Source organism: Skermania sp. ID1734, from assembly GCF_007489285.1.
Taxonomy (GTDB): Bacteria; Actinomycetota; Actinomycetes; order Mycobacteriales; family Mycobacteriaceae; genus ID1734.
The window spans coordinates 63,092-85,858 of sequence record NZ_VLIY01000019.1; the positions used below are offsets into that span (position 1 = coordinate 63,092).

18 protein-coding genes and 1 pseudogene are annotated in these 22,767 nt (G+C 63.1%); 14 read left to right on the forward strand and 5 right to left on the reverse strand.

What is annotated here, in order from left to right:
• The 4 genes from FOS14_RS20815 to FOS14_RS20830 all read left to right on the forward strand — a co-directional run bounded on the left by FOS14_RS20815 (window position 1) and on the right by FOS14_RS20830 (window position 5,658).
• Complete coding sequence (locus FOS14_RS20815) at window positions 1–1,467, forward strand: oligosaccharide flippase family protein (RefSeq protein WP_143772757.1); 1,467 nt, start codon at window positions 1–3, stop codon at window positions 1,465–1,467.
• Between the two features lie 2 nt (window positions 1,468–1,469).
• Window positions 1,470–3,491 (forward strand): acyltransferase family protein, encoded by a 2,022-nt coding sequence (locus FOS14_RS20820; protein ID WP_185981868.1) that lies wholly within the window; start codon window positions 1,470–1,472, stop codon window positions 3,489–3,491.
• Window positions 3,492–3,556: 65 nt separating this feature from the next.
• The gene (locus tag FOS14_RS20825) at window positions 3,557–4,780 is read left to right on the forward strand and encodes a glycosyltransferase (RefSeq protein ID WP_255450497.1); all 1,224 of its coding nucleotides are present in this window, start codon (window positions 3,557–3,559) and stop codon (window positions 4,778–4,780) included.
• Window positions 4,762–5,658, forward strand: coding sequence for a family 16 glycosylhydrolase (locus tag FOS14_RS20830; protein ID WP_185981870.1), 897 nt, complete (start codon window positions 4,762–4,764; stop codon window positions 5,656–5,658). The genes FOS14_RS20825 and FOS14_RS20830 overlap by 19 nt, the downstream gene beginning before the upstream one ends.
• Window positions 5,659–5,737: 79 nt before the next feature.
• Here FOS14_RS20830 and FOS14_RS20835 read toward each other — a convergent pair whose 3' ends face one another.
• Both FOS14_RS20835 and FOS14_RS20840 read right to left on the reverse strand, forming a co-directional pair.
• Window positions 5,738–6,403, reverse strand: coding sequence for a class I SAM-dependent methyltransferase (locus FOS14_RS20835; RefSeq protein WP_143772766.1), 666 nt, complete (start codon window positions 6,401–6,403; stop codon window positions 5,738–5,740).
• Between the two features lie 19 nt (window positions 6,404–6,422).
• Window positions 6,423–7,556: an acyltransferase gene (locus FOS14_RS20840; RefSeq protein WP_143772768.1), complete on the reverse strand. Its 1,134-nt coding sequence runs from the start codon at window positions 7,554–7,556 to the stop codon at window positions 6,423–6,425.
• A 230-nt stretch (window positions 7,557–7,786) separates the two neighbouring features.
• Here FOS14_RS20840 and FOS14_RS20845 point away from each other — a divergent pair, with 230 nt between their 5' ends.
• The gene (locus FOS14_RS20845) at window positions 7,787–10,453 is read left to right on the forward strand and encodes a WecB/TagA/CpsF family glycosyltransferase (RefSeq protein WP_143772770.1); all 2,667 of its coding nucleotides are present in this window, start codon (window positions 7,787–7,789) and stop codon (window positions 10,451–10,453) included.
• On the opposite strand, the gene FOS14_RS20850 is transcribed toward FOS14_RS20845, so the two are convergent.
• From FOS14_RS20850 to clpB, 3 genes are all read right to left on the reverse strand, one after another.
• Window positions 10,356–11,705 carry an O-antigen ligase gene (locus tag FOS14_RS20850; protein ID WP_143772773.1) on the reverse strand — a complete coding sequence of 450 codons (1,350 nt, stop codon included), beginning with the start codon at window positions 11,703–11,705 and terminating at the stop codon, window positions 10,356–10,358. The two genes, FOS14_RS20845 and FOS14_RS20850, sit on opposite strands and share 98 nt — an antisense overlap.
• Complete coding sequence (locus FOS14_RS20855; protein WP_143772776.1) at window positions 11,702–12,436, reverse strand: hypothetical protein; 735 nt, start codon at window positions 12,434–12,436, stop codon at window positions 11,702–11,704. The genes FOS14_RS20850 and FOS14_RS20855 overlap by 4 nt, the downstream gene beginning before the upstream one ends.
• Window positions 12,437–12,686: 250 nt before the next feature.
• Complete coding sequence (gene clpB / locus FOS14_RS20860; protein WP_143772779.1) at window positions 12,687–15,242, reverse strand: ATP-dependent chaperone ClpB; 2,556 nt, start codon at window positions 15,240–15,242, stop codon at window positions 12,687–12,689.
• 117 nt (window positions 15,243–15,359) lie between these two features.
• On the opposite strand from clpB, the gene FOS14_RS20865 reads away from it, so the two are divergent.
• From FOS14_RS20865 to FOS14_RS20905, 9 genes and pseudogenes are all read left to right on the forward strand, one after another.
• Complete coding sequence (locus tag FOS14_RS20865) at window positions 15,360–15,656, forward strand: transcriptional regulator (protein WP_143772782.1); 297 nt, start codon at window positions 15,360–15,362, stop codon at window positions 15,654–15,656.
• Entirely contained in the window at window positions 15,653–16,117 is a 465-nt protein-coding gene (locus FOS14_RS20870) for a type II toxin-antitoxin system VapC family toxin (protein ID WP_143772783.1), read from the forward strand. Before FOS14_RS20865 ends, FOS14_RS20870 begins: the two co-directional genes overlap by 4 nt.
• Before the next feature lie 65 nt (window positions 16,118–16,182).
• Window positions 16,183–17,562, forward strand: coding sequence for a wax ester/triacylglycerol synthase family O-acyltransferase (locus FOS14_RS20875; protein ID WP_185981871.1), 1,380 nt, complete (start codon window positions 16,183–16,185; stop codon window positions 17,560–17,562).
• A 235-nt stretch (window positions 17,563–17,797) separates the two neighbouring features.
• Window positions 17,798–18,955, forward strand: a complete 1,158-nt coding sequence (locus FOS14_RS20880; protein ID WP_185981872.1) for a globin domain-containing protein — start codon at window positions 17,798–17,800, stop codon at window positions 18,953–18,955.
• Window positions 18,956–18,980: 25 nt separating this feature from the next.
• Window positions 18,981–19,715 carry an FAD-binding oxidoreductase gene (locus FOS14_RS20885; RefSeq protein WP_143772802.1) on the forward strand — a complete coding sequence of 245 codons (735 nt, stop codon included), beginning with the start codon at window positions 18,981–18,983 and terminating at the stop codon, window positions 19,713–19,715.
• Window positions 19,716–19,916: 201 nt separating this feature from the next.
• A complete protein-coding gene (locus FOS14_RS20890) occupies window positions 19,917–20,555 on the forward strand; it encodes an ammonium transporter (protein WP_143772785.1) in 639 nt (212 codons plus the stop codon).
• Window positions 20,556–20,805: 250 nt separating this feature from the next.
• The gene (locus FOS14_RS20895) at window positions 20,806–21,351 is read left to right on the forward strand and encodes an ammonium transporter (RefSeq protein ID WP_143772786.1); all 546 of its coding nucleotides are present in this window, start codon (window positions 20,806–20,808) and stop codon (window positions 21,349–21,351) included.
• 151 nt (window positions 21,352–21,502) lie between these two features.
• On the forward strand, window positions 21,503–22,141 hold the full coding sequence (locus FOS14_RS20900) for an ammonium transporter (protein ID WP_143772788.1): 639 nt from the start codon (window positions 21,503–21,505) through the stop codon (window positions 22,139–22,141).
• Between the two features lie 517 nt (window positions 22,142–22,658).
• Window positions 22,659–22,767: pseudogene (locus FOS14_RS20905) on the forward strand (integrase); the annotation flags it as partial.

The following is a 22,767-nucleotide window of genomic DNA, read 5'->3' on the forward strand; positions in this document are numbered from 1 at the left end:
GTGGAACTCTCGTCCGGAATGCGGTGGAGCGGCGTCTCCATGCTGGGACGAGAGGTGTCGCGGACCCTCTTCACGATCTTCCTGGCACGGCTGATCGGTCCCGATGAATTCGGTGTCGCGGCGCAGGCTTCCGTATTTATCGGAATGGTGAGCATATTCCTCGATCAGGGCTTCTCGGTTGCGCTTATTCAGCGTCAGAAAATCTCGGAAACCATGCCCGGAGCGACAGCTTCGGTCAACTTAGCTGTCGGCGCGATGCTCACGGGCATAACCGTCGCCATCGCGCCATTGTGGGCGTCATTCATGAAGACACCTCAGCTGACGGTCGTATTGGTGGCGTTTGCTGCCAGTCTGCTCATCCGGTCGGCAGTGATCACCCCGCGGGCAATGCTCATGCGAAACATGCAATTTCGCAGAATTGGCATTGCTGATGCTGTGGCCGCGTTCGCAGGCGGCTTGCTGGGCTTGGCGGTGGCGATTCAGTGGGCCAATTACTGGGCGGTGGTCGTCCAAGTCGTCGGAACCGACGTCCTTACGGTGGTTTTACTCGTATTCCTGCGCGCGGGTTACCGCCCGAATCTGAAAGTCAGCCAGCTACGAACAATCGCCGGATTTTCGTGGCGCGCTTTCGCGGCCGGCATCCTGATCACCTCCATCTCGCAAAATATCGACAACCTGCTGATCGGCAGGGTCTACGGTGCCGCGGCACTGGCTTATTACGGCCTGGCCTACCGACTGCTGCTTTTGCCGGTCCAACTTGCCATTTCAAGCGTCGGCGCGGTGCTGCTGCCGGCATTTTCCCGCCTCGCTGAGGATGTACGGGCGCTCCGCACCGAGATGGCGCGCGCCACCCGCACCTTGGCGACGCTCGCGGTACCCACAATGGCACTGGCGGCCGCCGCAGCACCGCAGCTGGTGCCAATTGTGTTTGGGTCCCAATGGTTGCCTGCAGTGCGGATCGTTCAGGTTCTTGCGCTGGTCGGGGCGCTGCAAGCAACGTATCGGCCGACCACCACTTCGCTGATGCTCGGTATGGGCCGAGCATCACTCGCGCTCAGGTATGCCGTACTGACTACCGCTGCAGCCGTAGCGGGCATCGTGGGCGGCCTTCCGTTCGGTCCGTTCGGCGTTGCCGTCGGTCTCGCCGCAACCAGCACCGCGCTACTTCCGATCGAATGGTTCGTCCGCCGCCGCTTGCTTGGCATTTCGATCCGCGAGCAGGTTGATGCACTGCTTCCCGCGGTTCAACTGGGGTTTTCGGGTGCGGCCGCCTATCTGCTGGTCACCTCGCACATTGCGGGCGGCCAGCTCGTCATCGCAATCGTCGGGCTGCTCGCAGCCGGTGTCACCTGGTTTGCTCTGCTGCGTCTCGCACACCCAGCCCTTTTCGCCGAACTGCGGCACATGGGTCTGCGTCTCGTCGGTCACCGCCCGAGCGACGAGGCGAGTGTCGGAGGTGGTTTGTGAGGGTGCGCGTCGAGATCCAGGCATTGCGGGCACTCGCTGTGATGCTCGTCGTCGTTTACCACATGGAGGCCCGGCTCGTTCCCGGCGGTTATGTGGGTGTCGATGTCTTCTACGTCATATCCGGATTCCTGATCACCTCCCACATCGCCGAGGGCTTGCAGAGTTCGCGGGGCTTCCGGATTACCGACTTCTACGTCCGGCGCGCGCGCCGTCTGCTGCCCGCGGCACTGACCGTCCTCGCGGTCGTCGGACTGGTGACCGTGTTCGCGCTGCCGCAGGCGATGTGGAACACGATCGGCCGTCAGCTCCTTGCCTCAACGTTTTACGTGCAAAACTGGCTGCTGGCCTTTGCGTCGTTGAACTACCTAGCCGGTGCCACTGCGGCCAGCCCGCTCGAGCACTTTTGGTCACTGTCCGTAGAGGAGCAGTTCTACCTAGTTTGGCCCGTGCTACTGATGGCGGCGGCGTGGTATGGCCGGAGAACCGGCCAACTCCGGCGGATGCTCGCGGCGAGCGTCGCAGTGGTTGTCGTTGTGTCGTTCGCCTACTCGGTATGGATCACCAGCGCCAACCCGACATGGGCCTTCTTCATAACCCCTACCCGCATGTGGGAACTCGGCCTCGGCGGCCTACTGGGACTGACCATTCCGGAGTTGCGCGCGGCACCGAATGCCTTGCGGATCGCGCTGAGCTGGCTCGGCTACTTCGGCATCCTTGCCAGCGCACTACTGTTGAACGCCACGACTATGTTCCCGGGATATATCGCGGCCGTCCCCGTGCTGTCTACGGCCCTGGTCATCACTGCCGGGGACGTGCCCGGACGGTTATCCACTTCCTGGCTGGCCGGCCTGCGCCCGGTTCAGTTCGTCGGCGATATCTCCTACTCGATCTATCTCTGGCACTGGCCGCTCATCGCCTTGACACCGGTACTTCTGCTGGGACCGGGTTCGACACTGCCAGCGCCGCTGCGTCCCCTTCCGGTACTCGCCGCGGTTCTGCTGGCCTGGCTATCGAAGAAATGGATCGAGGATCCGTTCCGCCGGCCCCCGAAATCGCGCGTGGAAACCCGACGCGCTCGCACATCTGCCAGGCCACTTCTGGCAGGCATCGGTGCGTTGGCTCTTGTCGTGGTTGCTATCGGCTCGGTCATATACACAACGAGCCAAACAAAGATCGACAGGGCGCTTGCCAGTCTTTCGGCGTTCGACCACGGTCCTCGGGATTGCGCGGGCGCGGCCGCCCTGGTTCCGGCGTGCGCTGGACACTCGCCACCAGGGATTCATCCTGATCCGATCATCGCCGCGAACGATATCGGCGGGCAGGACTGCCAGCAAGAATACGAACTGGCATCAGTCATCCGGTGCGATTTCGGCATCACCGCGGGGGCTCGCGCGGAAGTGGCGGTTCTCGGTGACTCGCACGCCTCCCAGTGGTTGCCGGCAATTCGTCTACTTGCCGAGCAGCGGGGTTGGCATGTGCGGACCTATCTCAAAGGGGCCTGCCCATATGCCGAGGGCATCGGTTTTGCCACCTGCCAACAATTCGACGCGAATGTGCAGGCGATCCTCGACCGAGACCCCGTCGACATCGCGTTCACTTCGGCGCGGTCCGGCTTCGGTTACGGATCCGACGCGACGCACCAGCAAGCGGTCGACGGGTTCGCCAGAGCGTGGCGTGATCTGATGGCACACGGCACCCACGTCGTCGCGATCGCCGACACTCCGCAGCCATATAACGCCGGAATCTTCGACCCGGCCGGGCGAGTGGAAGCCAGCGGCTCGTTCAGTTATCCACTCGCCCGCGGTCTTGGCGCGTCCGACGCACTCGGCGATGCAGCGCGCAAAGTCGGTGCGACCCTACTCGACATGAATGCCGGACTATGTTCCGCGGGTACGTGCCCGGCGGTAATCGGAGGCGTCCTCGTATATGCCGACTACACCCACATCACGGCAACCTACATTCGAACGCTGGCACCGTCCCTCGGCGAGGCGTTGGACAAAACAACGTCATCGCAACAGCCGTGAACGCGAAAGTCGACATACTAAGACCCGTGAACCCACGGTCGCGTACGCCGATTTCGCTGATCTGCGTGTCGAACAGACCCGATGTACTGCGCGATTGCCTGATTCGATCGGTGGAAAGTCACCGCAGCGCTGGGCCGTGCACCGAGATGATCGTGGTCGACAATGCACAGCGACAATTTCCCTCTGCGGGAGCGGCCCTGAATCATGGTGCGTCCATGGCCAGAAATGAGGTGCTGGTCTTCGTTCATCAAGACGTGTACCTCCATTCATTGGCGCGTTTGGAGGAAGTGGCGTCGGCCATTGTGTCCGATACCGGAGTCGGGTTGGTGGGCGCAACCGGCATGACGGCCCGCGGCGAGCTTGTCGGCCGCATCCGTGACCGTGTCGTGCTGACGGGCCGAGCCTGCACCGGATTTGTCGATGTCGACAGCGTCGACGAACTCTTGTTTATCGCGCGCCGACAGCAGGTACTGGACTCGCCGCTGTCGGAAAGCGCGCAACTGTCTTGGCATGCTTACGCGGTCGAATACGGAGCGAGGTTGCGACGCGCCGGCAAGCGGGTGGTGGTGGGACCGATACCCGTCACGCACAACAGCCTGACGATGAATCTGGACCAACTGACAGCGGCCCATCACCATGTTGGTTTGCACTACCCCGAACAGGTTCCGCTCCACACGACATGCGGCACTATCGACGGCCGCCAGCCGGACCGGCGCAAACTACTTGCCGACCATCGGTGGCGGTACCGGTGGCTTCAGGGATCCCGAAAAGCAATTCTGGCGCGGCGGGCAATTGGGCGCTTGCCGGTAGTGCTTTCAGACATCCGTTTCGATCTGGACGGGGTGCTATCGAATTGCGATGCATCGAGCCTCGACATCGTCACGCCGACATCGCCGGAAGAGAAATCTAGCGATTTCCCGGCATTTCTCGAACTCGATCGGCACGGGCGGTCGATCAAATTTCGCATCGCGAATTTGTCAGCGACTCTCGAATTGCTGTCGAAAATGGACAACGAGCGATCGTTACTGCTTACCAACATCGATCTTGATTTCTTGCGGAAAGCGAGAACGATAATCAACAGCAGCAGCGTGCTCGGTTACTCGGCTGCGACGGGATTCTGGTTACTAATGGGAGCGGCAGCCACCGCTGCCTACGACGAATGGCGACTCCCCGCCGCTACGCCGCTCGGCGCCCGGCGCCACGCATTGTCACGCACCGTTGCTCCGTGTGCGAGCACCAGCAACGGCCGACCAACGGCGAGCGGTGGATCATGGTTTCGCGACCGCTGATCGCTGTCGTCGCGATGGTGACGGCAATGGGCTCACTCGTCGGATGCAGTCGTGGCACGGCTGCGCAGTCGCAGTCCACCACTCCACCGCCCGGCAACTCGTGGTCGCTGGCGTACGACGCCGAGTTTCACGGCACCGCCTTGGACCCAGCGAAACTGACGCCCTGCTTCGACTGGAACAACGGCGACTGCACCAGCAGCTTCAACAACGGCCGAGAGCACTACCTGCCGAGCCAGGTCCAGATCAGCGACGGCGTCGCGCATCTGGTGGCCGAGCCGTTGAACCCGCCGAGACACGACGCTGCGTGCTTCCAGGACGTGTGCACCTACAAGTCCGGGCTGTTGTCCACCGCGCGGCCGAGCCCGGCACAGCCCTACTTGTTCACGTTCAAATACGGCTACGTCGAAGCCCGTATGAAGCTCCCGACCACCCGTGGGATGTTCACCGCGTTCTGGATGGTGCCGGCGAACAAGGACTACAAGTACGACTACGAGATAGACGCCGTCGAAAACATCTCGGGCATTCCGAACATCATCTACCAGAATTACGCCTACGCGGGACGGCAGAAGTACTACAAGGTCAACGACCCGATCCTGAATACGCGCGGTAAGTGCGCGGACAAGAACTATGCGAACGACTTTCACAACTACGGGATGGACTGGGAACCGGGTTACGTCGCCTTCTACATCGACGGCGACGAATGCGGCCGGTTCACCTCCACGGTCCCCGGTCAGATCGCCGATCAGCCGATGCAAATCATCATCGACTTGATGGTCGACACCATCTGGCAACGCAATATCGGCTACACCCTCACCGACCCGACCGCGACGGATCACCTCGACGTCGCGTACCTGAAGGTTTGGCAACCGAAACGCTAGCGCCCGCCCCCGCCCCCTGTGCGTGAATTTTCACCGCGGGCGGTGAAAATTCACGCACAGGGAGTTCAAGGTCTAGACGTCACGAGCGCACCGCTATCAGCGACTTCGTCAGCCCCAGCATCCGCTCCTGCAGAATCGTCGACCCCGGGAAGTACTCCTTCATCTCGGTGATGCCGACCAACTCGGTCCACAGCACTTCGTTGCGGGCCTCATCGACCGACGAGGGCCGCGTGTGCACCAGCGGCCAGTGGGTCGCCACCTTGACCCGCGCCGCGACCGGTAGAAATTGCATTCCCGGGAACAGCCAGTGCGGTTCGACCGGGAAGTAGCGGTACGGCGTTTGCACCCAGTGCCGCGGCGCCAGCTTGCGAACCTGCTGGGCAAATTCGCTGCGGCGCGCGTGACCACCGACGTGCTCGATGAGCGAGTTGGAAAAGACCAGATCGAAGTCCGCGTCAAAACCCGCGTCCGCCAACGCATCCGCGGCCTGGCACGCGTCACCGGTCAGCGGCCGGATCGACGGATCTTCGGAGTGACCCGGCTCGTACAGGTTGACCACAGTGACGTGGGCCGGCCGGACCGGCGCACGCAGCCAGGCCTCGACAGTGCCGCCAAGATCGAGCACCCGCATGTTCTCGATGTCACCGAACGTGTCGCCGAAAAGCTCCCACCGGCGGTGACGGAACCGTGCCCCCACCGACGTGGGCGAGTCGACAAACATTCGGCGGACCCGGTTGGCTGCCATCCGATGCCTTTCCTGACGCCTATTTCGCGGTTGCGGGTTCGACTGTCGCCGTTGCCCGCTCGATACCCGGGTCACAGGCTCGCCGCAGCGCCGGATTTGTCCGGCGAAGCCGTTGCACCGGCCGCTCGACAGCCAGGTAGATCAGCATCCCCGATACCGTGCCCGCCACCGCCAGCACGGCGGTACGGACTTGGTCAGACAACCCTTCGGTGAGGTCGTACACGTAATACATGGCGGTGATGTGAATGAGGTAAATGCTGTAACTAGATAAACCGATGAATCGCACCAGACGCAGTCTCGCGAGGGTGTTGAAAACCGCCCGCGTACGCGATTCATAAGTGCCGAACCCGTACAGAATCACAAGGCATGCGGCGACGCTCTGAAAGGTGTAGCGCAATGTGTTGCGGAACCAGTCGTCCCTAATTACCAGACTGAGCAGATAAAGCAACACAGCCGCAAAGAAAACGCTGTCGCGCATACACCAGTGCACGACCTTTTGCACCGCCCCGGACTGCCGCAGCGAGTAATGGAAGGCAATGGCCGTGACAATTCCCAGGGCGATTCCGTCGAGGCGGGTGTCCGACCCGTAGTAGATCCGGTCTTCCGGCCCGGATGCCAGCAGAATCCGCAGGCCCAGGCTCACCACCGCGGCAAGGCCGGCGGCCGCCGCCAGCCAGCGCAACCGAACGCGCGACCGTATGGTCAGCACCCAAATTATCGCGAACCCCAGGTAGAACTGCTCCTCGATCGACAGGCTCCACACCACTCCACTACCGGGCAGTGGAGCGTCGGGGTAGCCCGCCGCCTTGAACCAGTTGTAGTAGAAGAACAGGATGCCGACAACCGGCGCCCAGTTAATTGTCTTGATGACTCCCAATATGACGGTCGGAATTATTACGCACACCAGGAGCGGCGGCCCGATTTTCACTGCCCGACGCAGGTAGAAACCACCCATCTTGAACCCGCCGGTACGGTCGCGTTCGCGCAACAGTAGATACGTGATGATGAATCCCGAAATACTGAAAAAGATTGTGACGCCGCTGCCGCCCGGGACGATGTTGCCCCAACCGGCGTGCGCGACCACCACGAGCATCACGGCGAGCGCCCGCATCGCGTCGATATGAGCAAAGCGATTGTCGGTTCGGGAAGTCATTCAGGCCCCGGTTTCGCGAAATTTGTCCGGATCCGATCCGTGATTTGCGGTGCAGACGCTATCACCCTGGTTGAGCTGTTGTCAGCGCGCCGGATCAGCCACGACATACATCCCAGACCTTTCACTCTCCAACAGGAGAGACTCGCGGCAAATCCTTAGATTTCCGCCGGACACGGTCACTGACGTGTAAAGATCAGTTCCCAGCATTAAACCGGAGGAGGCCGCATTAAATGATCTCCGGTGGCACTCCCTGGCCGCGCCTGAAGGTCGACGGCGTCACAGTCGATCTGATGGACCGCGACCGAGCGCTCGAGCTGATCTTGGATACGCCGTATTCGTCCGGGCCGTTGGCCGTGGGATCGGCCAACTTGCACCACCTCCATATTTTCGCGAACCGTCCGACCGATCCGGCGCCCGACCTGCGGTGGTTGACGTTGCTCGACGGTGCGCCACTCGTCCACGAAGCAAACAAGATCGGCGGCGAAGAATGGCCGAAACTGTCCGGTAGCGACTTGATCCACCCGATTCTTGCGGCCGCCAGCGACCGCGGAATACGGGTCGGCTTTCTGGGCAGTGACCCGGATACCCATCGGCAGCTGCTTGTCCGGTTGGGCGAGCGTTTTCCCGATCTGCGCGTCGCCGGCACCTGGGCGCCACTGCGCTGGGAATTGACAGATACGGAGGCGTCCGCACGGATAGCCCACGAAATCCGCGAAGCCGAGGTCGAGATTCTCGTCGTTGGACTTGGCAAGCCTCGCCAGGAAGAGTGGATCAGCCGGTTCGGCGTCGCAACCGGAGCGCGGGTGCTGCTCGCGTTCGGCGCGGTGATCGATTTCCTCGCCGGTCGAATGCAGAGAGCGCCAAAGTTCTTCAGAGACGCCGGCGCCGAGTGGGCGTGGCGGTTGATGCAAGAACCTCGACGGTTGAGCCGGCGCTACCTGATCGATTGCCCGCCCGCGTTGCTCCGCATGAAGCGCACCGCAAGAATTCTGGAGCCGATAACGGCTGCGCCCGCCACCGGATGGGTCGGTTTCGTCGGGCCGGGCAGCCACGCCGCCGTCACCGCGCTGGTGGTCACCTATAACAACGCGCCGGACGTCGAACCGCTCATCGACGGTCTTCGCGTAAATGCCCGCGACCTCCCGGTTCGGGTGGTCGTGGTCGACAATCACTCGACGGACGGAACGGCTGACATTGTCCGCCGCCATCCCGACGTCACGGTGGTCGAGACCGGCGGCAATCTGGGGTTTGCCGGCGGCATCAACGTGGGACTCGGGTTCATTGGCGATTGTGACGACGTCCTGATTCTCAACGCCGATCTCGAATTGCCGCCGGGCGCGCTGACCGTCTTACACCGAACCGCTCGCGAACCCGGAGTGGGCGCGGTGGTGCCACTGCTACTCGACGCCGACGGCGCCGTCTTTCCGTCGGTGTACCGTGAGCCGTCGGTGACCCGTGCATTCGGGGACGCATTGCTGGGCAGCAAGGTTTCGCGCCGACCCGGATTTTCGTCCGAGTTCGACCTGCCGCGCCGTCACTATTTGTCCGCGCGGAACATCGACTGGGCGACCGGTGCCGCCATATTGATTCCCGGCGAGGTCGTTCGAGACGTCGGCCGGTGGAACGAGGACTTCTTCCTCTACTCCGAGGAGGTCGACTACTTCCGCCGAATCCGAAACAGCGGTAGACAGATTCGGTATGAGCCGGCCGCGGTGTGCCGCCACCGTGGCGGTGGTTCCGGGAGCTCGGTCGAGCTACGAACCCTGATGGCGGTCAATCGGATTCGCTACGTCGAGCAGTTTCACGCCAGTGGGTATGCCGCACTGTATCGCGCGATTGTCGCGCTGTCGCTCCTGTTGCGCTGCCGGGATGGATCCGGCGTGCGTATGTTGCGCACGGTGCTGAACCGCCGGGCGTGGCAAGATCTTCCGCACGCCCCAATGGCCGAGCCCGCCTTCGGTGGGACCACCGCCCGCGGCGCGGTGATCATTCCAGCCCACAACGAGGCGCCCGTGCTACGGCGCACGCTCCTACCACTGAGCCGAGCCGCGTCAGGCGGATACCTCGAGGTGATCGTCGTCTGCAACGGCTGCACCGACGATTCGGCCGAGGTGGCGCGGTCAGTACCCGGAGTGCGCGTGCTGGAGTTGGCACAGGCGTCCAAACCGTCGGCGCTCAACGCGGGGGATCGTGCAGCGACGTTATGGCCGCGCCTGTACCTCGACGCCGATGTGGAGGTTTCGGCGGCGGCTGCGCTAGCCGTTCTCGACCGCCTGTGCGGTGGCGAGGTGTTGGTGGCCAGCAACAACTTCCGGTATGACACGCACGATGCGAGCCCGCTGGTGCGCAGCTATTACCGGGCCCGGACGCGCATCCACCGCAGGGAACCACGGACCTGGGGCGCGGGAGCCTACGCACTCAGCCGCGACGGGCACGCCCGGTTCGGCGAATTCCCCACTGTCACTGCCGACGACCTCTACGTCGACACCAGATTCAGCGCGGACGAGAAGGCGGTCGTGGACGCCGACCCAGCGATTATCCGGACACCGTCGGACGTTCGGAGTCTCGTCAGCGTACTGCGCCGGCACCGGCTTGGAGTAATGGAACTGATTGCGCAGCAAGATAGTTCGGTAGCTGACACCGGCCGTTCGACCGCCGCAGCCGTACTCCGGACGATCCGCGGTCCCCGCTCGGCCGTCGACGCGACCATGTATCTGCTGATCGCACTCGCCGCCCGCAGCGGTCGGCCGGCCACCGCGGAATGGGCACGCGACGAGAGCAGCCGACGCATCGCCGCGACTACCCGGATCCTTTCGGTTCCGGAAAAGCCACGTCGTAGTTCGACCACACCAAACCGTAGAGCACGAAGAAAAGCAGCGTTGCCTGCTGGAACGTGAAAAGGTCGAACGTTGCACTCGACGCCAGGATGCTCATGAGCATGGCGCCCATCGCAAAAGCAAGATCGCGTTGGCGGCGGTCGGCGGCACTACGCAACGCACCCGCGACCCCGAACACAGCGCCGACCGCGAGCACCAGCATCCCCGCGACGCCGATGATCCCGCCCTGCACCAAAGCCTGCAGCCATTGGTTGTCCAGGAAGCCATACTCCGAAGGGGGCGCGCCTCCGAGGCCGAGACCGAATATCGGATGTGCGCGGAATGTTGCGGCCACCCGGCCGTAATCGGCGACGCGCGCCAGCACGCTCGGGTCTTCATCGGCGTTGGTGACTGTGCGGACAATCGCGTCGATGGTTCCCGGCGAAACCAGGAACTCCACGCCGAGTGCGACCCCACCGAGCAGCGCTGCGGTGAACAATTCACGCACCTTGAATGCCCACGCGTAGATGAGCAGCGAAACTGCCAGTGCGACAACACCCGTTCGGGTAACCCCGGCCGGTATCGACACGAGCGCGACGACTGCGGCCATTATCGCCGCCAATCGGATCCATCCCGTCCGGCCGAAACGGGCGAAGTGCAGCGTCAGCGGAACAGCCACTGCGGCAAGGACAGAAAACTCGATGGCGTGCAGCGTGGTGCCGACGGCGCGGGTCGAGCCGAAGCGGTCTTCCAGGCTCGCACCGGTTTTGAGGTACTCATTGGTGTCGGTCAGCACGAAGCCCGGTGGCTTGAACAACAGGTGCAGGTCGATAAGCGTCGAATGCTGTAGCAGACCGACAACACAGTTGAAGGTCAACCCGATAGCGGCCGCCCCGAGCACGAAATACCGTTGCCGCGCAGTCTTGATCCGGATCATCGTGTACGTCGCGACGCCGAAGTTTGCGAGCAGGATGATGAACTCGCGGGTCTTGGTCGCCTCCACCACCGGCGTATCGGTATGCGAGATGCCCACGCCATAGATCGCGAGCATCGCCACAAAGTAGCCGGACAGGAAGACCAAGCCAAGGCGCAGACGTGGCGTTCGGCCCGACCGACGGACGAAGACCACACCGAGCGCCACCAAGAACAGCAGCCCGATAGCAATGACCTTCGCCGGCGAGCCGTTGCTCTTCAGCGGCCCCGGCGGAACCACGTAGCTCGGCAGGATGCCATTGAGCAGACACAGCAAACCGAGCAGCCACGGCGTGCGTCGACGTAGTTCATCCGTCGAGGCAGGCCCAACGACTTCGGGGGCCGCCAGCGACGTTGTCATCGCCAATCCGCCATCGCTTTCTGTGGCGGATGGGCCGCCGTCCCATTCCCGGACGGGGGAAGCGTCCTACGACGGGTGTGCCTGGACTTTTGCGAGCGCGCCCGCAACCGCAGCACGATCAGATCGATGATCACTGCGACGACGATGGCGATCCCGACTCCCGCGGCGCAGACGATGATGACCGCCCGCATTCGGCCCGACATCGTCGCTACCGGCGCACTCGGCGGGGACACCGCAAACGCCGTCACCATTTGACTGGGCGGCACACCGGCCTGTTGCTGCACGGCCTGTAATTTCGGACCGGCTTGAGCGGCAACCAGATCGACCGCCTTGGTCGCCGACGCCGGGTTTGCCGCGGTGGCCTCGATCATGATCAGTGGCAGCTGCTGAAACTGGGCCGGGACGGGAAACATTCGGGCGGTGTACGTCGCGGTGTCGGCTTGCTCCTTGACCTGATTGGTGAGGGTCTGGTCGGAAAGTCCGATGGTGACGATGTTCGCCAGCAGATTCGCGCCACCGACGTCCAGAATTCCGTTGCGCTGCACCGGGCTTCCGCTCGGATTGAAGTCCTGCCTGCTATTGGGGGCGGTCAGACCGACCACCGCATTGGAGTAGTAGGTCGGCTTTGCCGACGAGTACAGGTGATAACCGTAGCCCGCGGCGATGAGGAGCAGCGGCAGCACGACATACCAGCGTCTGATGCAGGACCGAACTACGTCAAACAGATCCACCGCGCGTGCCCCTCTCGACTTCGCGCCGAGTGTATCGGGGTCTCTGGACGACCGGGCGATTACCGGAGTAGCTCGAGGTTTAATCCGGCAACCAACGCTAGAAGCTTCACCCGAAAATGCCCCCGCGGCGGGGGCAGTTTGCTTCCTGTGGATAACTCCTCACAGCGAAACGGTGGTTATCGGGCCCGTCACTCGACATTTGGCCCGATAACCACCGTCTCGACCAGCGACTTAGGCGCCGACCAGCGACTTAGGCGCCGACCAGCAAACCATCCCCATCCGGTGTGACGGTCACCTTGACAGTGTCGCCGTCGTGCACCTCGCCGGCCAGCAAGGCCTTGGCCAGGTTGTCGCCGATGGCCTGCTGGATCAGTCGCCGCAGCGGACGCGCACCGTAGACCGGGTCGTAGCCGCGCACCGCCAGCCAGAACCGCGCCGAGTCGGTGACCTCGAGGGTCAACCGCCGCTGCGCAAGCCGCTTCTGCAGCTGCTTCAGCTGGATGTCGACGATGTCCTCCAACTGCTCCTCGGTGAGCGGGTGGAAGATCACCACATCGTCGAGGCGGTTGATGAACTCCGGCTTGAACGCGCTGCGCACCGCCGCCATCACCTGATCACGGTCACCACCGGCACCCAGGTTGGAGGTCAGGATCAGGATCGTGTTGCGGAAGTCGACAGTGCGGCCTTGGCCGTCGGTCAACCGGCCCTCGTCAAGCACGGCGAGCAGGATGTCGAACACGTCCGGGTGCGCCTTCTCGACCTCGTCGAACAGCACCACCGTGTACGGCCGGCGCCGCACCGCCTCGGTGAGCTGACCGCCCTGGTCGTAACCGACATAGCCCGGAGGGGCACCGACAAGCCGTGCCACCGAGTGCTTTTCGGAGTACTCACTCATGTCGATGCGGACCATGGCGCGTTCGTCGTCGAACAGGAAGTCCGCCAACGCCTTCGCCAGCTCGGTCTTGCCCACACCGGTCGGGCCGAGGAACAGGAACGAGCCGGTCGGCCGGTTCGGGTCGGCGACGCCCGCGCGGGCACGCCGCACCGCGTCCGAAACCGCTTGCACCGCTTCGGCTTGGCCGACGACGCGCTTGCCCAGCTCGTCTTCCATGCGCAGCAGCTTCGCGGTCTCGCCCTCGAGCATGCGGCCGGCGGGGATGCCGGTCCAGGCGGAGACCACCTCGGCGACGTCGTCGGGGCCGACCTCTTCCTTCAGCATCACGTCACCGTCGCCCGCTGCACCGGAAGCCTTTTCGGCCTCGGCGAGCTGCTTCTCCAACTGCGGGATGCGGCCGTAGCGCAGCTCAGCGGCCTTGCCCAGGTCGCCGTCGCGCTCTGCGCGCTCCGACTCGCCGCGCAGATTCTCGAGCTGCTCCTTGATCTCGCGGACGGAGTTGATGGCGTTCTTTTCGTTCTGCCAGCGGGCCGAGAGTTGGGCCAGCTTCTCCCGGTCGTCGGCGAGCTCCTGGCGCAGCTTCTCGAGACGCTGCTTGGAGGCCTCGTCGGTCTCCTTCTCGAGGGCCACTTCCTCGATCTCCAGCCGTCGCACGGCGCGCTCGACCTCGTCGATTTCGACTGGGCGCGAGTCGATTTCCATGCGCAGCCGCGAGGCGGCCTCGTCCACCAAGTCGATCGCCTTGTCGGGCAGGAACCTCGAAGTGATGTAGCGGTCGGACAGCGTCGCCGCCGCGACCAGCGCGGAGTCGGTGATGCGCACGCCGTGGTGCACCTCGTAGCGCTCCTTGAGACCGCGCAGGATGCCGACGGTGTCCTCGACCGACGGTTCGCCGACGAACACCTGCTGGAAACGACGCTCCAGCGCCGGGTCCTTCTCGATGTGTTCGCGATATTCGTCGAGCGTGGTCGCGCCGACCAGCCGTAGCTCACCACGGGCCAGCATCGGCTTGATCATGTTGCCCGCGTCCATCGCGGATTCACCGGTCGCACCGGCGCCGACGATGGTGTGCAGCTCGTCGATGAACGTGATCACCTGACCGGCCGAGTTCTTGATGTCTTCGAGCACGGCCTTGAGCCGCTCCTCGAATTCACCGCGGTACTTGGCGCCGGCGACCATCGCACCGAGGTCCAGGGCGATCAGCTTCTTGCCCCGCAGCGACTCCGGCACGTCCCCAGCGACGATGCGCTGGGCGAGGCCTTCGACGATCGCGGTCTTACCGACGCCCGGCTCACCGATGAGCACGGGGTTGTTCTTGGTACGACGGCTCAGCACCTGCACCACGCGACGAATCTCGGTGTCGCGCCCGATCACCGGGTCCAGCTTGCCTTCGCGGGCACGCTCGGTGAGGTCGGTGGAGTACTTTTCCAACGCCTGGTAGGTGCCCTCAGGATCAGGGCTGGTCACGCGGGCGCTACCGCGCACTGTGGTGAACGCGTCGCGGAGGGCCTGTGGCGTGGCGCCGTGGCCCTTGAGGATTTCCGAAACCACCGAGTCGCCGCTGGCCAGACCGACCATGAGGTGCTCGGTGGAGACGTATTCGTCATCGAGCTCGGTGGCCAGGTGCTGGGCAGCAGTAATCGCAGCCAAGGCCTCGCGGCCGAGCTGCGGTGTGGTGGTGGCGCCGGTGGCTCGCGGCAGCCGGTCCAGGATGGCCTGCGCCTCGCGCCGGACCACGGTCGGGTCTACGCCGACGGCCTTGAGCAGCGGAGCGGCGATGCCGTCCGTTTGATCCAGCAGCGCCACCAGCAAGTGCGCCGGACGAATGTCCGGGTTACCGGCGGAAGACGCTGCCTGCAGGGCAGCAGTCAGTGCCGCCTGAGTCTTGGTGGTGGGGTTGAACGAGTCCACGAATCACCTTCCTAGGTTCTGTAGAGGTTTACCCCTATAACGCCGCAAAGGTTGAGTCTGTTCCACTCAAGTCTAGTAATTTTTCGCCTGGATTGTGAGCGACTCTAGAATGCATGCATGACACAAGTGACATGGCGGGCACCCGATGCGCTCGTTGAGAGGCTTCGGCGGGTCGCCTCGCGCGAGGGAAAGAGCCTGAACGAATACCTAACGCTGCTCGCCAGCGCAGCAACGGATCCCTCGTATGCAAGTAACGACGCCGATCGGCTTCGTGAACGCCTTGCCCAAGCTGGACTGCTTGCCGGTCCCGAATCGCCGCGGCAACGGCCCGCGATCCAGAGCGTTGCCCAAGCGCGGAAATCAGCGGGCGCAGGTACGCCATTGTCGGACTATGTCCATAGCGGCCGAGAGTGATCGTCTTTGCCGACTCATCGGCGCTGGTGAAGCTGTATTCCGACGAGTCCGGCGCCGACGCCGTCCGAACCTGGGATCAGGTGATCGTCTCGCAGCTCGCGCGCGTGGAAGTTCCGGCCGCCTTGTGGCGCAAGCATCGAAGCGGTGGACTGGCCGCACACGAGGCGCAATTGTTGTCCGCCGAGTTCGAAGCGGACTACTTCGGTGACGGTGAACAAACCGCCAGGTTCGCCGTCATCGCCGTAACAGGTCAGATTCTCGATGACGCAGCTCGGCTGGTCGCTGTCCACGGTTTGCGTGCGTATGACGGGGTTCAGCTTGCCAGCGCCCTCGCTGCAGCTGGCGCATTGCCCGAGCCATGCGAATTCGGCGCGTTCGACCGCGGACTGTGCGACGCTGCGGCCGCGGAGGGGTTGCTGCTGGCATCGCGGTCGGGCAGCAGTTCCGTTGCACAGCGGTAGCGACCGACCGGGTCCCAGACCCAAGTCGCTATCGTCACCTGGAACCGGTTACACCAGGAGGTCGCATGGGGCGCACATTGTCATTACTTGATCGAGCTGCGCTGTTGGCCGAAACCGGCAACGTCAACATGACGATCGGCATCCTGGCCTTTCTCCAAGACGACCCGAGCATCTCGCACGACGCCATTTGCGACCTCGTCACCGAACGCATCCACCTCTTCCCCAAGGGCATGCAACGCCTGCACGAGCACCCAGCCGGTCTCGCGCACGCCGCATGGGAGGACGACCCGCACTTCGACCCGCGTTGGCATGTCCGGCTTGCAAAGCTGCCGAAGCCGGGTGGGCACGACGAACTGATGCGCTACATCGGCGTGGAAATGTCGCGCCGCCTCGACCGCAGCCGCCCCCTCTGGGAGGCGCACCTGATCGAGGGCTATGAAGACGGCGTGATCGTCTGCCTGCTGAAGACTCACCACGCGCTGGTGGACGGCACCTCCGCGTTGGGCGGCTTGATGGAGGTGCTCAGCAACGGCACGGGCGTCCCCAACAAGCCGAACGCGCACACCTCGGACCCGGCGGCTCTGCATGAGGCCGCCACCGAGGTCGACCTGGACCCGACCGCACAGGTGCCCGTGCATCAGACGCCGACCGCGTTCCAGCCCACGCTCGGCGATGCGATTGACGTCGTACGCGGAATCATCAAGCGGCGCAAGCCGGCTCCGCCCACGCACTTCAACTATCCGGTGACCACCAACCGGGCCTATGAGTGCACGACCCTACCGCTCGACAAGATCAAGGCGGTCGCGAATCGAACCGGGGGCACTATCAATGACGTCGTGCTCGCTTTGGTGGCGGGCGCGCTGCAGCGCTACCTGGCCGACGGCGGCACCGACCCTGCAGCACACGAACCGACCAGCCTGGTGCCGGTCAGTATTCGCCGCGAAAACGAGGTGGGCGGCAACCGCATCTCCGTCGTGGTGGTCGAGCTCCCGGTCAATGAGCCGGATCCGTTGCGGCGGGTCGAAATCCTCAATAGCCGCATGGAGAAGCTCAAGAGCGCCGACGGCATTATGGCCGGCGCACTGCTGATCGTCGCGCGCGGTTTGGTGCCGCCGCTGCTGTCGAAACCGTTCACCACCTTGCTCGGCCTCGGGATCGACTTCCCCACCCACAACCTGGTGGTGTCCAACATCCGCGGACCGGCGAACACGTTGTGGGTCAACGAGTCCCGGGTGCTGGACGCCTACCCGGTGGTGCCGCTGAATCCCGAGAATCAGGGCCTGAACGTCGGCGCAGTGTCCTACGACGGGACGGTGCACTTCGGGTTCAACGCCGATCTGGCGCTGCCCGTCCCGATCGAGCGGTTCCGTAAGGCGTTCGAAGCGGCTGCGGGCGACATGTTCGCGGCAACGGGTCTTTCGGAAGACCCCGATGTCATGCGGTGACAGCCCCTCCGACCGTGAGCACGAACATATGGTCGCTAAAATCCCCCGATTTGCGACCATATGTTCGGTCTCAGCCCACGGGGCTGGGGCCTGGTGCCGCTACCCTCGCAATGGGTCAAGCTCTGTATCCGACGTTGCGGCGGTGAATCGGCGCACACCAGTGGCCGTCGACCCAGTACACAGCGTATAAACGCATCCGGGACGTCTTTGCTAGTAGCGGGGAGGAGTCGGGGCAGTGAATGCGCGCTCAATTGCGCTGGTGCGCACTAACTTCCGCTCCGTCACCGCCAACCCGCAGGGCGGCACGAAGCTCATCACTAGCTTCTACAGCCATCTCTTCGGCAAGAACCCGGACTTCCGGGCGCTGTTTCCGGTCTCGCTGCACAGCCAGCGCGAACGGTTTTTCGCAGCAATCAAATTCGTTGTCGACAACCTCGACAACCCGGCCCGAGTGATGACGTTTCTCGAGCAACTCGGACGCGACCATCGCAAGTACGGCGTAGAGGCCGGCCACTACAACGCCGCGGGTGCGGCGTTGCTTGCCGCACTGCGCGAGTACACGGGCGACCTTTTCTGGACCAACGGCATCGACGCAGCCTGGCGTGAGGTGATCGCCATGCTTGTCGAGGCGATGGCCAACGGCGCAGAGTCGGACGACCTGCCGGCGCATTGGGAGGCCACCGTCGTGGGGCACCGGCGCGTCTTGGACAACCTCGCGATCATCCGACTGCTTTCCGACGAGCCGATTCCCTACGAGGCCGGCCAGTACCTGCCGGTGCGGATCCCGCAGCGGCCGATGATGTGGCGCTACCTGTCCCCCGCGATCCCGTCGAACTCGCGGTGCGAGATCGAATTTCACGTGCGCAAGATTTCCGGCGGCTGGGTCAGCCCGTCGCTGGTCAACGAGACGAAGGTGGGCGATCGCTGGAAGCTCGGCGCCCCGCTCGGTGGCATGCGGGTGTATCAGGACGGCGCCGACGTGCTGATGGTGTCCTCAGGTACGGGGCTGGCACCGTTGCGCGCGCAGATCATGGAGATGACCTTCAGCGGCGTCAATCCGCGGGTGCATCTGTTTCTCGGCGGGCGCCATCCTTGTGACCTCTACGACCTGGAAACCATGTGGCGCATTTCCCAGTTCAACCCGTGGCTGACGGTGGTGCCCGTCGTCGAGCAACCCAACGATCCGTGGTGGTATTCAGGACCCAGCCTGGAGATCCCGGAGGGGATGGAGGGGTTGCACATCGGACGCATCGGCCAGGTGGTCACCCGCTATGGCGCGTGGAAGGGACACCAGATTCAGGTGTCGGGTTCGCCGCTGATGATACGTTCCACGATCGCCGCCCTGAGCGAAGTTGGCATTCCTCCAGCGCGCGTCCAGCATGACCCGGTGTAGCGGCACTAATCTCGCTTGAGTGCAGATGTGGACCTCGACTGTCGTCGAGCACCATCGGCTGCGTCATGACATTGCCGTGGTGCGACTGATCGGTGAGGTCGTCCCCTTCCGTGCTGGCCAGTCGGTCGCGGTGGCGGTACCGCAGCATCGCGAGGTGACGAGACGCTTGTCGCCGGCGCTGCCGCCCTCCCTGGACGGCAAGCTCGAGTTCCATGTCCGCGCGCTGCCCGCGGGCTTCGTCAGTCCGGGGATCGTCGCCGATACCAAGCCGGGAGACGTCTGGCAAGTGGGTGATCCTGCGGGCGAAATGCGGATCGATGACTCCGGCCGCAACGTCATCATGATCGCTGGCGGCACCGGGCTGGCCCCGCTGCGTGCGCTGATTCTGAACGTCTCGCGCCGCCGAAACCCCCCGAACGTGTTCCTCTTCTTCGGTGGCCGCAGTCCGCGTGAGCTGTATGCGGCCGACATGCTTTACCTGCTCAGTCAGAGGTTCGACTGGCTGACGGTCGTGCCCGTTATCGAGCAGCTGCTCGACCCGAAATGGCCGGACAAGTGGTATGAGCGAGTCAAGGTTAACTTCGGCTTCACCGTCGATGACGTGCTGCAAGGCACGCTCGCCGACGTGGTTGGAGCGCACGGCGCATTCAAGGATTCGCAGGTTTTGGTGTGCGGATCACCAGCGATGACGCGGAGCACTGTGGACCGGCTGGTAGCTACGGGAACTCCCAAAGAGAACATTTCGTACGACCCCTACTGAACAGTAGGTGACGGCCCACACTCTGAGCAGCGTGGTCGCAGCCATGTCACAAGTGGGTTAACATCGACTGACCTTTTCGCCTTGACTCGTTGTTGGCAAACGGGGGCGGGTCGGTGTAACGAATCAGCCCGGATTGCGGACACACAGGCCAGCCAACCAATGGCAAGACGACGCGAAGTTCACTGAATGAATGGAACACGTATGAATCTTCGAAGGATTACTGCGACCGCGGTGCTTGCCATCGCAGCCACGGGCATCACGGCCGGAACTGCCTACGCCGCGCCAGCTACGCCGGACGTCAAGTACGACGCGAAGGTAGTCGGCAAGGATGTGGTCACCACGCTGACCAACGGCACCTTCCACCTGGTCGACAACAACAAGAGCTGGGCAGTTCAGGACGCGAACGGCCACGACTTGGTGGTCATGCCGCTGACCTACAACGTTGCGGGCCGCAGTTTCCCCATTGATTCGAAGATTAGTAACGACAACAAGACGCTGACGCTGTCAGCGGTTACCGACGCAGCAAAGTCGGTTGCCGCGCCCGCGCTGCATCCGGTCGCCTCGAACGCCGAAAACCAGAAGGCGATGGGTGACTTTTCCGCGAAGCTCGGCATCGCTATGTCGGTCGGCGGCTTGATCGGCATGACGATCGGAGCTCTTGTCGGCCTGCTTGGTTTCGCTGGCGGCCCCGCAGGATTGGTCAGTGTCCCGCTTGGCGCCGGAATTGGCGGCGTTATCGGCACCATCGCCGCGGGCGGCCCGACATTGATCGGCGCGGGCATCGACCTCGTGAACACGTTCAATGCTCCGCCGGGCACCACCCGCTGGAACAACCCGTAACTAGCAAAAAGTTGTGGCCCTGCACTTCAGCGGGGCCACAACTACTTTCCCGGCCGTTTCCCGCCTGTGGCCATTGAATGTGGGTTACCGTTCTTATCTGTAGTCACACAAAGCGACACGGCTAGCATCCTGCAACAAATGAAATGGATCGCCGATGAAACTCCGCCGAATCACGTCAACCGCCTTTCTCGCCATCGCCGCGGTGAGCGTCGCATCCGGGACCGCCTCAGCCGATACGGCGCCTGCACCGGTGAAGTACGAACTCAATCGCGTGGGCAACTCAATCGTCGCCAGCCTCGACCACGGCACATTCGCCTTGGAGAACAACAATCGCTCGATCGCCGTCCGGGACGGCAATGGCAAGGACCTGGTCGTCTTCCCCTTGTCCTACAACGTGGCGGACCGTTCCTACCCGATCGACCAATCGATTACCGACAAAGGCACTGTCATCCGTCTCACTCCGGTTACTGACGCGGCTCGCTCTGTTGCTGCGCCCGAGCTTCACCCAGTCGCTTCCAATATGGAAAACCAGCGGGCGATGGGTGACTTTCAAACCAAACTCGGCCTGGCTACCGCAGCTGGAGCATTGGGCGGACTGCTCGTCGGTGCCGGGATTGGCTGCGGGATCGGCTTATTCGGCGCCATCATCGGCTGTCTACCAGGAGCAGTCATTGGTGCGCCGATCGGTGCTGTCATTGGAATTATCGCGGCAGGCGGACCGACCTTGATCGTCGCGGGGGTCGATCTCATCAACACTTTGAACGCACCGCCGGGAACCACCCGCTGGATGCACTAGGGCGTCGACATCACCACAACAACCCGCTGGGTCGCTACCCGGCGGGTTGTTTAATTTTCGGCCACGGTTTGGAACAGCTCGATTAGCATCGGATCTGCGCACAAAGGCCAACGACAGCGCCTACCAGTTCACCGCACGATCGGGACCATTCATGAACATTCGCGCAATCACCGCTACTACCCTCATCGCAATCTCGGCCCTCGCAGTCACGGCTGCTACCGCAAACGCGGATCCAGCAGCGCCAGACGTCAAGTACGCGGCGCATCAGTCGGGCAAGAACGTTGTCGTCACCTTGGATGGTGGCACCTTCGCGCTCGAGCACAACAGCTTCGCAATCCGCGATACGAGTGGGAACGATCTTGTAGTACTGCCACTTTCGTACAATCTGGCAGACCGTAGCTACCCCATCGACTCAGCGATCAGCAGCGACGCTCGATCGATCACACTGACACCGAGCACCGATCTAGCGCGTTCAGTTGTGAGCCTAGATCGTCACCCCGTTGCGTCGAATATGGAGAATCAGAGGGCGATGACCGACTTCTCGCAAAAGTTGGGTATCGCGATGGCTGTTGGCGGGCTTGTCGGCCTGACTATCGGAGCCGTGCTCGGATGCATCTTCGGCGTGCCGCTTGGCGCGGTCGGTTGCCTCCCGGGGATTCCAATCGGTGCGGCAATCGGCGGAGTCTTCGGCACGATCCTGGCCGGCGGACCCACGCTTATTGCAGCGGGTATTGACCTAATCAGTACCCTGAACGCGCCGCCAGGTACGACCCGCTGGAACAACCCTTAGAGTTAGATTAATAAGGTCCGCCTGGCTGTCAGGCGGACCTTATTGATCTAGGCCATCGATGGTGCTGAGTTCAGCACCGAATCAGAGGTGGCCCTGCTGCGAAAGCGAAAACGCGCCCATCGCAATCGAGAAGAGGCTCTGAATTCCCTGGGCAATGATGCCAGGCAAGCCGCTCATCACGTAAGCGTCCATCGGGTTCACCTTTCGTTTGTCCTGATTTGCGCGAAGTTCCGGACCCCCGAACCGAAATCTGCCCCAAATATATACCTGAATCGCCGTCCTGTTACAGGCCGATCTCGCAGCACCTACTTCACATCGCATTCTGTATGTCAGCGGTCACGTAATTCCCCAACTTGATGGGGGTTTCCGTCACGTAATTCCCCACCCGGCCGTCACGTAATTCCCCACCCTGGGGCGTGTCGGCCGGGGTTGGGCTGTTGCCGCAGGTTCGCTCCGAACCGGGCCTTCCGCCAGGTGGCCCGGGAAGGGGCCCGAGGTGGCAAGGAGAACGTGGACGATGATCGATTTGATCGAGTTGTTCCGGCATTGGCATGCGGGCCGGTCGCAGGTACAGATTTCCGATGGTCTGGGGATCGACCGGAAAACGATCCGCAAGTACGTCGCGC